This window comes from Nocardia sp. CA-084685 (assembly GCF_050955785.1).
GTDB lineage: Bacteria > Actinomycetota > Actinomycetes > Mycobacteriales > Mycobacteriaceae > Nocardia.
Window position 1 is genome coordinate 1391279 of sequence record NZ_CP192094.1, and the last position, 12663, is coordinate 1403941.

Annotated in this window: 7 protein-coding genes, 3 rRNA genes and 1 pseudogene; 8 read left to right on the plus strand and 3 right to left on the minus strand. The window is 60.6% G+C overall.

Features of this window, described 5'->3' with window-relative positions:
- The first annotated feature begins 105 nt into the window (after positions 1-105).
- The 5 genes from ACQP2U_RS06120 (at position 106) to nucS (ending at position 7475) form a co-directional block, all read left to right on the plus strand.
- Positions 106-1624, plus strand: a 16S ribosomal RNA gene (locus tag ACQP2U_RS06120).
- 340 nt (positions 1625-1964) lie between these two features.
- Positions 1965-5099: ribosomal RNA gene (locus ACQP2U_RS06125) — 23S ribosomal RNA — on the plus strand.
- Between the two features lie 122 nt (positions 5100-5221).
- A 5S ribosomal RNA gene (rrf, locus tag ACQP2U_RS06130) occupies positions 5222-5338 on the plus strand.
- The 16S, 23S and 5S rRNA genes sit together here, the layout of an rRNA operon.
- Before the next feature lie 642 nt (positions 5339-5980).
- Entirely contained in the window at positions 5981-6730 is a 750-nt protein-coding gene (locus tag ACQP2U_RS06135; RefSeq protein WP_433713776.1) for a rhomboid-like protein, read from the plus strand.
- Positions 6731-6788: 58 nt separating this feature from the next.
- Positions 6789-7475 (plus strand): endonuclease NucS, encoded by a 687-nt coding sequence (nucS, locus tag ACQP2U_RS06140; RefSeq protein ID WP_397035207.1) that lies wholly within the window; start codon positions 6789-6791, stop codon positions 7473-7475.
- A 92-nt stretch (positions 7476-7567) separates the two neighbouring features.
- Here the strand turns inward: nucS and ACQP2U_RS06145 are convergent.
- Positions 7568-7804 (minus strand): annotated as a pseudogene (locus ACQP2U_RS06145) (GNAT family N-acetyltransferase); the annotation flags it as partial.
- A 607-nt stretch (positions 7805-8411) separates the two neighbouring features.
- On the opposite strand from ACQP2U_RS06145, the gene ACQP2U_RS06150 reads away from it, so the two are divergent.
- Positions 8412-8720, plus strand: a complete 309-nt coding sequence (locus ACQP2U_RS06150) for an ATP/GTP-binding protein (RefSeq protein WP_433713777.1) — start codon at positions 8412-8414, stop codon at positions 8718-8720.
- A 547-nt stretch (positions 8721-9267) separates the two neighbouring features.
- Here the strand turns inward: ACQP2U_RS06150 and ACQP2U_RS06155 are convergent.
- Both ACQP2U_RS06155 and mce read right to left on the minus strand, forming a co-directional pair.
- Entirely contained in the window at positions 9268-10272 is a 1005-nt protein-coding gene (locus ACQP2U_RS06155) for a hypothetical protein (protein WP_397035204.1), read from the minus strand.
- Between the two features lie 86 nt (positions 10273-10358).
- Positions 10359-10832 (minus strand): methylmalonyl-CoA epimerase, encoded by a 474-nt coding sequence (gene mce, locus ACQP2U_RS06160; protein WP_433713778.1) that lies wholly within the window; start codon positions 10830-10832, stop codon positions 10359-10361.
- A 127-nt stretch (positions 10833-10959) separates the two neighbouring features.
- Here mce and ACQP2U_RS06165 point away from each other — a divergent pair, with 127 nt between their 5' ends.
- Positions 10960-12138: an acetyl-CoA C-acetyltransferase gene (locus tag ACQP2U_RS06165; protein WP_433713779.1), complete on the plus strand. Its 1179-nt coding sequence runs from the start codon at positions 10960-10962 to the stop codon at positions 12136-12138.
- 89 nt (positions 12139-12227) lie between these two features.
- On the plus strand, positions 12228-12605 hold the full coding sequence (locus ACQP2U_RS06170; protein ID WP_433713780.1) for a DUF3817 domain-containing protein: 378 nt from the start codon (positions 12228-12230) through the stop codon (positions 12603-12605).
- Positions 12606-12663: the final 58 nt, after the last annotated feature.

Here is a 12663-nt window from a genome sequence, read left to right on the forward strand (position 1 = left end):
TTTTTGTCAGCAAATACTTTTGCTGGTGTTTGATTTTTGCCATGGTTTTCGGACTCTGGTTAATTCTTCTGATTGCGCCCTTTTTGAGGGTGTGGTTGAGAGTCTTCAACGGAGAGTTTGATCCTGGCTCAGGACGAACGCTGGCGGCGTGCTTAACACATGCAAGTCGAGCGGTAAGGCCCTTCGGGGTACACGAGCGGCGAACGGGTGAGTAACACGTGGGTGATCTGCCCTGTACTTCGGGATAAGCCTGGGAAACTGGGTCTAATACCGGATATGACTACGAGATGCATGTCTTGTGGTGGAAAGATTTATCGGTGCAGGATGGGCCCGCGGCCTATCAGCTTGTTGGTGGGGTAATGGCCTACCAAGGCGACGACGGGTAGCCGACCTGAGAGGGTGACCGGCCACACTGGGACTGAGACACGGCCCAGACTCCTACGGGAGGCAGCAGTGGGGAATATTGCACAATGGGCGGAAGCCTGATGCAGCGACGCCGCGTGAGGGATGACGGCCTTCGGGTTGTAAACCTCTTTCGACAGGGACGAAGCGTGAGTGACGGTACCTGTAGAAGAAGCACCGGCCAACTACGTGCCAGCAGCCGCGGTAATACGTAGGGTGCGAGCGTTGTCCGGAATTACTGGGCGTAAAGAGCTTGTAGGCGGTTCGTCGCGTCGATCGTGAAAACCTACCGCTCAACGGTGGGCTTGCGGTCGATACGGGCGGACTAGAGTACTTCAGGGGAGACTGGAATTCCTGGTGTAGCGGTGAAATGCGCAGATATCAGGAGGAACACCGGTGGCGAAGGCGGGTCTCTGGGAAGTAACTGACGCTGAGAAGCGAAAGCGTGGGTAGCGAACAGGATTAGATACCCTGGTAGTCCACGCCGTAAACGGTGGGTACTAGGTGTGGGTTTCCTTCCACGGGATCCGTGCCGTAGCTAACGCATTAAGTACCCCGCCTGGGGAGTACGGCCGCAAGGCTAAAACTCAAAGGAATTGACGGGGGCCCGCACAAGCGGCGGAGCATGTGGATTAATTCGATGCAACGCGAAGAACCTTACCTGGGTTTGACATACACCAGAAAGCGGCAGAGATGTCGCCCCCCTTGTGGTTGGTGTACAGGTGGTGCATGGCTGTCGTCAGCTCGTGTCGTGAGATGTTGGGTTAAGTCCCGCAACGAGCGCAACCCTTATCTTATGTTGCCAGCGCGTTATGGCGGGGACTCGTGAGAGACTGCCGGGGTCAACTCGGAGGAAGGTGGGGACGACGTCAAGTCATCATGCCCCTTATGTCCAGGGCTTCACACATGCTACAATGGCCGGTACAGAGGGCTGCGATACCGTGAGGTGGAGCGAATCCCTTAAAGCCGGTCTCAGTTCGGATCGGGGTCTGCAACTCGACCCCGTGAAGTTGGAGTCGCTAGTAATCGCAGATCAGCAACGCTGCGGTGAATACGTTCCCGGGCCTTGTACACACCGCCCGTCACGTCATGAAAGTCGGTAACACCCGAAGCCGGTGGCCTAACCCCTTGTGGGAGGGAGCCGTCGAAGGTGGGATTGGCGATTGGGACGAAGTCGTAACAAGGTAGCCGTACCGGAAGGTGCGGCTGGATCACCTCCTTTCTAAGGAGCACTTCTGCATCGCACCCCGAAGAGTCGGGGATGGTAAACGTTGATGCCAGAGACCGTTTCGGACTCACATGTAGTCCGGCGGACGCTCATGGGTGGAACACTGACAATCTCTCTCGCGTTTGATCGGAGCTCAGTCTTCGGTTGCGGTGGATATATCGGCACACTGTTGGGTCCTGAGAGAACACGCGAGTGTTTCTTTCTAGGCAAATAGACGATCCGATCGGGTTCTCGGTCATACCGACCCCAGTTTTTGGCTGGGGTGCTGGTGTCGGAATTGGATTCGTTCGGGTGTGTTGTTTGAGAACTGCACAGTGGACGCGAGCATCTTTGTTTGTAAGTGTTTAAGAGCGTACGGTGGATGCCTTGGCACCAGGAGCCGATGAAGGACGTAGGAGGCTGCGATAAGCCTCGGGGAGCTGTCAACCGAGCTGAGATCCGAGGATTTCCGAATGGGGAAACCCAGCACGAGTGATGTCGTGTTACCCGCATCTGAATATATAGGGTGTGTGGAGGGAACGTGGGGAAGTGAAACATCTCAGTACCCACAGGAAGAGAAAACAATAGTGATTCCGTGAGTAGTGGCGAGCGAAAGCGGATGAGGCTAAACCAGGAGCATGTGATAGACGGCAGTCGTTGTGTTCTTGGGGTTGTGGGGCTCACTTTCTCGATTCTGCCGAGTCGAGCGACAGTCAGAAAAGTGCGTGTTAGTCGAAGTGGTCTGGAACGGCCCGCCATAGACGGTGATAGTCCGGTAGGTGAAAATGCGTGCTCTGTTGTAGTGGGTACCCGAGTAGCAGCGGGCCCGTGAAATCTGCTGTGAATCTGCCGGGACCACCCGGTAAGCCTGAATACTCCCTGGTGACCGATAGCGGACTAGTACCGTGAGGGAAAGGTGAAAAGTACCCCGGGAGGGGAGTGAAATAGTACCTGAAACCGTGCGCTTACAATCCGTCAGGGCCTGCGCTTAGCTTTGCTAGGGTGGGTGATGGCGTGCCTTTTGAAGAATGAGCCTGCGAGTTAGTGGCATGTGGCGAGGTTAACCCGTGTGGGGTAGCCGTAGCGAAAGCGAGTCCGAATAGGGCGTTGTGAGTCGCGTGTTCTAGACCCGAAGCGGAGTGATCTACCCATGGCCAGGGTGAAGCGACGGTAAGACGTCGTGGAGGCCCGAACCCACTTAGGTTGAAAACTGAGGGGATGAGCTGTGGGTAGGGGTGAAAGGCCAATCAAACTCCGTGATAGCTGGTTCTCCCCGAAATGCATTTAGGTGCAGCGTCACGTGTTTCACGCCGGAGGTAGAGCTACTGGATGGTCTAGGGGGCCTACAAGCTTACCGAAATCAGCCAAACTCCGAATGCCGGTGTGTGAGAGCGTGGCAGTGAGACTGCGGGGGATAAGCTTCGTAGTCGAGAGGGAAACAGCCCAGATCGCCGGCTAAGGCCCCTAAGCGTGTACTAAGTGGAAAAGGATGTGGAGTCGCGAAGACAACCAGGAGGTTGGCTTAGAAGCAGCCATCCTTGAAAGAGTGCGTAATAGCTCACTGGTCAAGTGATTCTGCGCCGACAATGTAGCGGGGCTCAAGTACACCGCCGAAGCCGCGGCATTCACACATGACATTCACTTCCTCCTGCGGGGGGTTGTGCAGTGGTGTGGATGGGTAGGGGAGCGTCCTGCAGCCATGGAAGCAGCAGCGTGAGCTAGTTGTGGAGGCTGTGGGAGTGAGAATGCAGGCATGAGTAGCGAAAGACGAGTGAGAAACTCGTCCGCCGAATGACCAAGGGTTCCTGGGCCAGGTTAATCCGCCCAGGGTGAGTCGGGACCTAAGGCGAGGCCGACAGGCGTAGTCGATGGACAACGGGTTGATATTCCCGTACCCGTGTATCCGCGCCCAATGGCGAATCAGTGGTGCTAAGTATCCAAAAGCGGATGGACTCCCTTCGGGGAGCCGGAAGTGGCTGCATACGACCCTTGCTGTAGTAGTCAAGCGATGGGGTGACGCAGGAAGGTAGCTGGGCCAGTCAGTGGTTGTACTGGTGTAAGCCTGTAGGGCGAGACATAGGCAAATCCGTGTCTCTTGTGCCTGAGAGGTGATGCGTAGCCGATTGAGGTGAATTCAGTGATCCTATGCTGCCGAGAAAAGCCTCTAGTGAGTTGGTACACGGCCCGTACCCCAAACCGACACAGGTGGTCAGGTAGAGAATACTGAGGCGATCGAGAGAACTGTGGTTAAGGAACTCGGCAAAATGCCCCCGTAACTTCGGGAGAAGGGGGACCCGATCTGGTGACCGGTTTTGCACCGTGAGCTGGGTTGGGTCGCAGAGACCAGAGAGAAGCGACTGTTTACTAAAAACACAGGTCCGTGCGAAGTCGTAAGACGATGTATACGGACTGACGCCTGCCCGGTGCCGGAAGGTTAAGAGGACCGGTTAGCTACTTCGGTGGCGAAGCTGAGAATTTAAGCCCCGGTAAACGGCGGTGGTAACTATAACCATCCTAAGGTAGCGAAATTCCTTGTCGGGTAAGTTCCGACCTGCACGAATGGCGTAACGACTTCTCTGCTGTCTCAACCACAGACTCGGCGAAATTGCATTACGAGTAAAGATGCTCGTTACGCGCGGCAGGACGAAAAGACCCCGGGACCTTCACTATAGCTTGGTATTGGTGTTCGGTACGGTTTGTGTAGGATAGGTGGGAGACTGTGAAGCTGGCACGCTAGTGTTGGTGGAGTCGTCGTTGAAATACCACTCTGATCGTATTGGACCTCTAACCTCGGGCCATGATCTGGTTCAGGGACAGTGCCTGGTGGGTAGTTTAACTGGGGCGGTTGCCTCCTAAAATGTAACGGAGGCGCCCAAAGGTTCCCTCAGCCTGGTTGGCAATCAGGTGTCGAGTGCAAGTGCACAAGGGAGCTTGACTGTGAGAGTGACAGCTCGAGCAGGGACGAAAGTCGGGACTAGTGATCCGGCACCGGCAAGTGGAAGCGGTGTCGCTCAACGGATAAAAGGTACCCCGGGGATAACAGGCTGATCTTCCCCAAGAGTCCATATCGACGGGATGGTTTGGCACCTCGATGTCGGCTCGTCGCATCCTGGGGCTGGAGTAGGTCCCAAGGGTTGGGCTGTTCGCCCATTAAAGCGGCACGCGAGCTGGGTTTAGAACGTCGTGAGACAGTTCGGTCTCTATCCGCCGCGCGCGTCAGAAACTTGAGGAAGGCTGTCCCTAGTACGAGAGGACCGGGACGGACGAACCTCTGGTGTGCCAGTTGTCCTGCCAAGGGCACTGCTGGTTAGCTACGTTCGGAAGGGATAACCGCTGAAAGCATCTAAGCGGGAAGCCTGTTCCAAGATGAGGTTTCTCACCACCTTCGAGTGGTTAAGGCCCCCTACAGACCATGGGGTTGATAGGCCAGAACTGGAAGCCCGGTAACGGGTGGAGGTGACTGGTACTAATCGGCCGAGGACTTACCAACGAAGAAGCTACGCGTCCACTGTGCGGTATCTGAAACAACACACAGACACTGCAGCAGACAACGACAGGGGTTATTTTGTTCCCCTGGGATTGTCGCGCTGTTTGTGGATAGTTTCATAGAGTTACGGCGGCTATAGCGGTGGGGAAACGCCCGGTCCCATTCCGAACCCGGAAGCTAAGGCCACCAGCGCCGATGGTACTGCACTCGACAGGGTGTGGGAGAGTAGGACACCGCCGGAACATCCTTGCGGAAGGCCCCCAACATTGTTGGGGGCCTTTCTGCGTTTCCGCGACCACCCGGCCACGTGGTATCGGTGAATTCCACTCAACCGACAACAGAGCGACTGCACCGCCCCGCTGGTTCTGATGACAATTCAAGTTCGCACAATGGTGATTTCGGTCGCGCACTCTATGTCGCGCCCAACCTGATCGTGAGCAACTGTTATACGAAGGTCGCCCCGCTATAGCTTCGCGTCCGAAGAACGCTAACCTTTCCTCCTAACCTCCCGGCACCGAAATATGATCCGAGGTGTACGGGGGGATGATGCCCGATTCGATCAAGGCCGACTGGGGTAGCGGGAGGCGAAGGTAAGCGACACCGCGGCGCCTGATGATTATGCTGCGGAGATAGACTTGTGTCGGAGCTCGTAGCTCGACTTCATCAAAATCAGAGTGAGCTACAGATAGTTCGTGCCGCCGAAGCGACTCGGCCATTGTGCAGACGGGCGGCTGTCGAGCGAAGAGACCGGGCTACCCGTCGGAGACGAGAGGTTTCGTAGCAACCTCACAGGGAACAGCTACCCTAAGCGGCGCTCCGGTGGCCATGATGGAGAATGACAGAATGCAGTAATCAGCATCGGCAGATTCCGCGTGGAGCTGTCGATGCGTATGGAGGTGTTGATGGTCGCAGCGACGACAACCGCCGGCCGCGCGCCGGTCGAACCCCTCAGGCCGCTTGACTCGCGCTGGCGGGAGCTGAGGCTCCCTGCGACGTTCGGATATCTGGCGGCCCTTGTCGCTGTTACCGCGGTCTTCTCGGCGCTGAGCGAGTCGGCGCAGGCGCGGGTGGTACTGCATGCGAGCACGAACCTGCACAATCTGCTGGATGGCCGAGTGGGCACGATGCTGTCGAGTGCACTGGTGATCGGCGATGTCAGTGCCGCCTGGGTGCTGATTCCGTTGCTCGGTTGTCTGCTGGCACTTGCCGAGCTGCGTTTCGGTGCGGTGCATATGGTGCGCGTGTTCATGGCCGGCCATATCGGCGCCACGCTGCTTGTCGCGGCCGGGCTGTGGATCGCGATCGAGGCCGACTGGTTGCCCGCCAGCATCCGCTGGGCCCAGGACGTCGGCGTCAGCTACGGCGCCATGGCGTTGGTCGGGGCGATCGTGGTCGCCATTCCACACCGTTGGCGAATCGCTTGGTCCACTGTGTGGTTCATCGTCGCCGCCGAGGGTGTGCTGATCGAACGAACCTTCACCAATGTCGGTCACCTGTTGGCGTTCGTCATCGGAACCGCGGTCGGCTTCGGCATGCTGCGTGCGAAAGCGGCGTCTACCCGTCGCCTCACCCGCGTCGAATCCGGCCTGCTCGCCATGAGCGCGTTCCTCGCGGCAATTCTGCTCATGGGCTGAGCGCAGACGCGGCAGGGGCGACGCCGGGCGGGACCGGGCGCTCACCTACAGTGCTTGGGTGCGCCTAGTGATTGCTCGCTGTCAGGTCGACTACGTAGGGCGACTCACCGCCCATCTCGCAATGGCCCGCCGGTTACTGCTGATCAAAGCGGACGGTTCGGTTCTCGTACATTCCGACGGCGGCTCGTATAAGCCGCTGAACTGGATGAGTCCGCCGTGCTGGTTAGAGGAGCGCGATGGTGATGCGGTGCCCGAGGGCGCAAAGGCCTTCTGGGTGGTCACCAATAAGGCGGGTGAGGAACTGCGCATCACCATCGAGGAGATCGAGCACGACTCCTCGCATGAGCTGGGCGTGGACCCGGGTCTGGTGAAAGACGGTGTTGAAGCCCATCTTCAGGAACTGCTCGCCGAACACGTACAGACCCTCGGCCCCGGCTACACGCTGATCCGCCGCGAGTACATGACCGCTATCGGCCCGGTAGATCTGCTCTGCCGCAACGCAGACGGCGCAACCGTGGCCGTCGAGATCAAGCGTCGCGGTGAAATCGACGGCGTCGAACAGCTCACCCGCTACCTCGAACTCCTGAACCGCGACCCACTCCTCGCCCCGGTCGCTGGCGTCTTCGCCGCCCAACAGATCAAACCCCAAGCCCGCACTCTCGCCGAGGACCGCGGCATCCGCTGCCTGACCCTCGATTATGACGCCCTACGTGGCACCGAGAGCAACGAATTCCGTCTCTTCTAGCATCTGCCGCTGCCATGGCGAATGGTTTCGTCTGCTGCGCATGAATTCGTTCGCCGCGCATCGTTCGCTCGCTGCGCATGGTTGTCGGGTACGCCGGTCCAGGTGGAGTAGTTCAGGAACCAGATCGCACAGCCGACCACACCGGTCTCGTCCTCGACGGCATGGGCGAAAACCGCGGGTGACGGCCCGAACAGCGCGGCGCCCAGCTGCTCGGCCGTGAGTGTGCACTGCGCGCGGGACTTCTCGTACTCGGCGAGATCTTCGACCAGGCCTACCATGGCGGGTACATCGGCAGGGGTGGCGCGACGGATCTGGCCGGGGCGAGTCATTGTGCGGCTCCATGGTGTGCGCATCGTCGGCAGCGCGTAGTTGGTTGGCTGCGCGTAGTTGTCGCTGCGCATGGTTCGTTGCGCAGGTCGTTGGCTGGGCATGGTTCGTTCGCCGCATCGTTTGCTCGTGGCACATGGTCCGTTGCGCATGGTTCGTCGCTGCGCATCGTTGGCTGCGCGTGGTTCGTTCGCCATGCACGGTTCGCTCGCTGCGCATAGATTTGCCCGTCGAGGGTGTGCGCTGCGGTTGGATTCGGTGCGCAAGCGTGCGCGGTGTGGGAGTGACGGACAGTGTTCTCGGGGTATGTGAGGTCGTCGGTGGCGGCGGTGCGTGAGGTTGCCTTCGGTGCTTATGTTCGATGGCCGTGTACGTTGCTAGCGGCTGGGGTTTGACCGAGAAGACATGCCAGAAGACCGCAAGGGTGCGTGTCCGGCTGCGCGGTAGGGCTCGCCGGCCGGGTGTTTGGCTTTGTTCGCGGGGGCTCAGGTTTGGCTGGTCGGGCATGGGTTTGCTGGTGGCGGATGGGTTCGGCGGGCAAACGTGTGCGGTGCGGGTGGGATGGACCGCAGGCGCGGCGTGAACTCGGCTACGACCTAGGCTCATGAGATGCCTCGACGGAAACCGCGGATGGAACGCCAGGTGGGCGGCTCGCAGGAGGATGCTGTGCCGATCGGCGATGTCTTCGGTCGGCGGGAGGCCGGGCCGGACAGCGACGATATGTATATCGTGCGAACCATCCCGGGTAGCCGGGCGACCAAAATGTATCGCTGCCCCGGCTGCGATCACGAAATCCTGCCAGGGGTTGCCCATATCGTCGCGTGGGCGGTCGATGATGGCGAAGACGATCGCAGGCACTGGCACCGCGGCTGCTGGAACGGTCGTCGCACCCGCCGAATCACCCGCCGCTGGTCCTGAATCCCCCTGCAGCCCTGAGCAATCCTGCCCTGCATCCGACCGCCCCGCCGGTACGCACTCGCGCAGACGGTGTGCGGCTACCGCAAACGGTGCGTTTCAGACGGGCCCCCGATGGATCAAGGGTGCGCCTGACAGACAGCGGGCGGGACCAAAACGGAAGTGCGGAGGTCGAAACACTCCCACGTCGAGAGGTACCGGGCGTCTGACACCAGTTGGTGTCGCCAACCTCATTGCCGCGTTTCTCGAACAACCCGATCTCACCGATGTGACGGTGGTGGCCAAAAACACTGATGGTGCTATCACTCAAATGTTGCTGACCCGCAATATCTATCAGTTCGTCTGCGGCCGAGGATCTCTGGGGTAGACGCGGAGTTCGTGACGAATGCGCCAGGGACGCTGGGTGTTTCGGTGGGGCGGAATATTGTTGTGGCGGCGTATGTCCAATACGGGCGATGTCCGGACATTAGGAAGGCCGCCCCAGGTGTGGGGCGGCCTTGGTGTGAATTCGGTTGGGGTGTTGCGTTTGTCGCCGCTCAGCCCGCCGTTGTCAGTTGCTGATTTCGGCGTTCTCGCGCTCGTCGGCGTCGATGTCGTCTTCCTCGGCCGAGACCTCAGGGATTGCCTTGGCGCGTGAACCGCCGGTCACCGACTTGGTGCCACCGCCGATGGACTTGCGCTGATCCGGAACACCGTCCAGCAGTTCGCTTTCCCGGTTGACGGCAGCGAGCATGGCGGGTACGGAGTCGAGCTGGCCGCGGATGCCGAGCAGCTGGGCGAGCACCCGGCCGCGCAGTACACGCATTTCCTCGGCGAGTTCCTTGGCGTGCGCGATCTTGCGCTCGGAGGTCTGGGTGGCGGAGGTGATGAGGCGGTTGGACTCGTCGGTCGCGTCCTTGATCCGCTGGGCGGCCTCGGCGCGGCTGGTGGCCTCGAGCTCCTCCATGGCGCGGGTGAGCTTGGTGCGACGCTCCGCCATGGTGGCCTCGAAGTCCTGCTGGGTCGCCTTGCGCTTGGCATCGGCTTCCTTGCCGAGGCGGTCGGCCTCGGCCTGAGCGGCCTCGATGATCTTGGCGGACTCGGTACGCGCATTCGCCAGGGTCTGCTCGAATTCGATCTCGAGCGCCTCGCGCTTCTCCTTGGTCTCGGCGAGCAGCGATTCGTACTTGCCACGCATTTCGGTGGCCTGCTGCTCGGCGATCGACACCATTTCCGCCGCCTCGGCCTGCGCGAGCGCGCGGACCTCGGAAGCCTCGTCGGAAGCCAGTCGCAGCATCCGAGAGATGCGGTCGGACATGCCTTCCGCAGTGGTTGGCGGAACCGAAAGGCGATCGACTTCCTTACGAAGTTCGTCGATCTCGTCCCGCGCGTCCTCCAGCTGGCTGGCAAGGTTACGGGCTTGCGCCGCAGCGGCATCCCGATCTGTGGCGGTGACCCTTAACTCGGCATCGAAACGGTCGAAGTAGTTGCGTACCTCGTCTTGCGCATAACCCTTGCGCACAACGGTGAAGGGCAGTGCAACGAAGCGATTGCGATCGGACTCAGGTGACGACATGGCACACAAACTACAGCCTACTTGCACCTCATGGTGACTCGACCGCGAATGTGATCCAGACGAGTTTTTCAGGCCCGATCTTGATACTAGTGCGTAACATTCGCGTTCGGCTCGACCAACTCGATCAGCACACCGCCAGCATCCTTCGGGTGAATGAAATTGATGCGAGAATCGGCGGTTCCGTGACGGGGGGCGTCGTACAGCAAACGCAGACCTCGATCACGAAGGTATGTGGAAACGGCCTCGATATCGGTGACACGATACGCGAGTTGCTGCAGGCCCGGACCGCTGCGGTCGATGAATTTCGCGATCGTGGACTCCGCGTTGAGCGGCGCCAGCAACTGCAGGGCAGTCGCGCTGTCCGGTGCACCGGGCAAAGACAGCATCGCCTCGTGCACACCTTGGGCCTCGTTCACCTCGCGATGGGTCTCGATCATGCCGAGATTGTCGGCATACCAGGCAATCGCGGCATCCAGGTCGGGTACGGCGATGCCGACATGGTCGACGGCGATGATGTAGTCACCGGGGATGAAGTTCGACGGGTCGATAACGTTGCTCACCCTTCGAACGTAGCGCGTACCTGGTAGAGGGCGTTCGACTAGGACAAGCTACCTTTGAGTACAGAGGTTGACGTCGCGGGTGTCAGGTGCGCGACGCTGTTCCGAATCAATGAATGCGAGGCTCGTCGTGACCACAACCGTGATCCTTTCCGGTGCGCGTACCCCGGTCGGTCGGCTGCTCGGAGGTCTCAAGGACTTCACTGGTTCCGAGCTGGGCGGTTTCGCTATCAAGGCCGCGCTGGACAAGGGCGGCGTCGCACCGGAGCAGGTCGACTACGTGATCATGGGTCAGGTGCTCACCGCGGGTGCGGGACAGATCCCGGCCCGGCAGGCGGCCGTGGCCGCGGGCATTCCGATGGATGTGCCCGCACTGACGGTGAACAAGGTGTGCCTGTCCGGTATCAATGCGATCGCGCTCGCGGATCAGCTCATCCGCGCGGGTGAGTACGAGATCGTCGTCGCTGGCGGTCAGGAATCCATGAGCCAGGCCCCGCATCTGCTCGAAAAGAGCAGGGAGGGTTACAAATACGGCGATGTGACGCTGCGCGACAGCATGGCATACGACGGTTTGCACGACATCTTCACCGACCAGCCGATGGGTGCGCTGACCGAACAGCGCAATGACGCCGAGCCGGTCAGCCGGGAGGATCAGGACGCGTTCGCGGCGGCCTCGCACCAGCGTGCGGCGGCGGCGTGGAAGAACGGCGTCTTCGATGACGAGGTGGTCCCGGTCTCGGTGCCGCAGCGCAAGGGCGACCCAATCGTGGTGAGCGCCGACGAGGGCATCCGCGCCGACACCACCGCGGAGTCACTGGGCAAGCTGCGTCCGGCCTTCCGCAAGGACGGCAGCATTACCGCCGGCACCGCCTCACAGATTTCCGACGGCGCGGCCGCGGTGGTCGTGATGAGCAAGGAGAAGGCGCAGTCGCTCGGCCTGAGCTGGATCGCCGAGATCGGCGCCGCTGGCGTGGTGGCGGGTCCGGATTCGACGTTGCAGGATCAGCCCGCCAATGCGATCGCCAAGGCCTGCGCGCGCGAAGGCATTTCGCCCGCCGAGCTGGATCTGGTGGAGATCAACGAGGCGTTCGCGGCGGTCGGCATCGCATCCACCCGCAAGCTGGGCATCGATCCGGAGAAGGTGAATGTCAACGGTGGCGCGATCGCCATCGGGCACCCGCTCGGCATGTCCGGTGCACGCATCCTGCTGCATCTGGCGCTGGAGTTGAAGCGGCGCGGCGGCGGTATCGGTGCGGCCGCGCTCTGCGGCGGTGGCGGTCAGGGTGACGCGCTGATCATCAAGGTGTAATCCTCGCCTCCGTCGGCCCGGCGTATACCGGGTCGGCGGAGGTCAGGTGTGACCGGTTCAACTACGGCCCGTCGTAGCAGTCCGGCACAATGGTGGCCATGGGCAATTTCTTCGACTTGAGCACCGTGGCCAAGCGGTTCCGCTTCATCGCCGTGCTGGAGGCGATCTCCTGGGTCTTCCTGATCGTCGGCATGGTGTTCAAGCGACTCCCCGACCCGGTGCTGTGGCCGGTCAAGGTGTTCGGGATGACGCACGGCATCATCTTCATCCTGTTCGTCATAACCGCGATCCTCGCGGCTCGCGAGTTGGCCTGGAACACCAAGACCACGGTGCTCGCGCTGCTGTCCAGCATTCCGCCGTTCTTCACCGTGCTCTTCGAGGTGTGGGCGGTGCGCGCGGGCAAGCTCGGTGAGCTGAGCGAGGTCGGTTCTGTCGACTCCGGAGCCCAGGCGTCGGTCACGCCGTGACAAACTGGAAACTGTGACTCGACCTGCTGCCCGCCGCCCTTCGCCAGCCGTCGCCGCC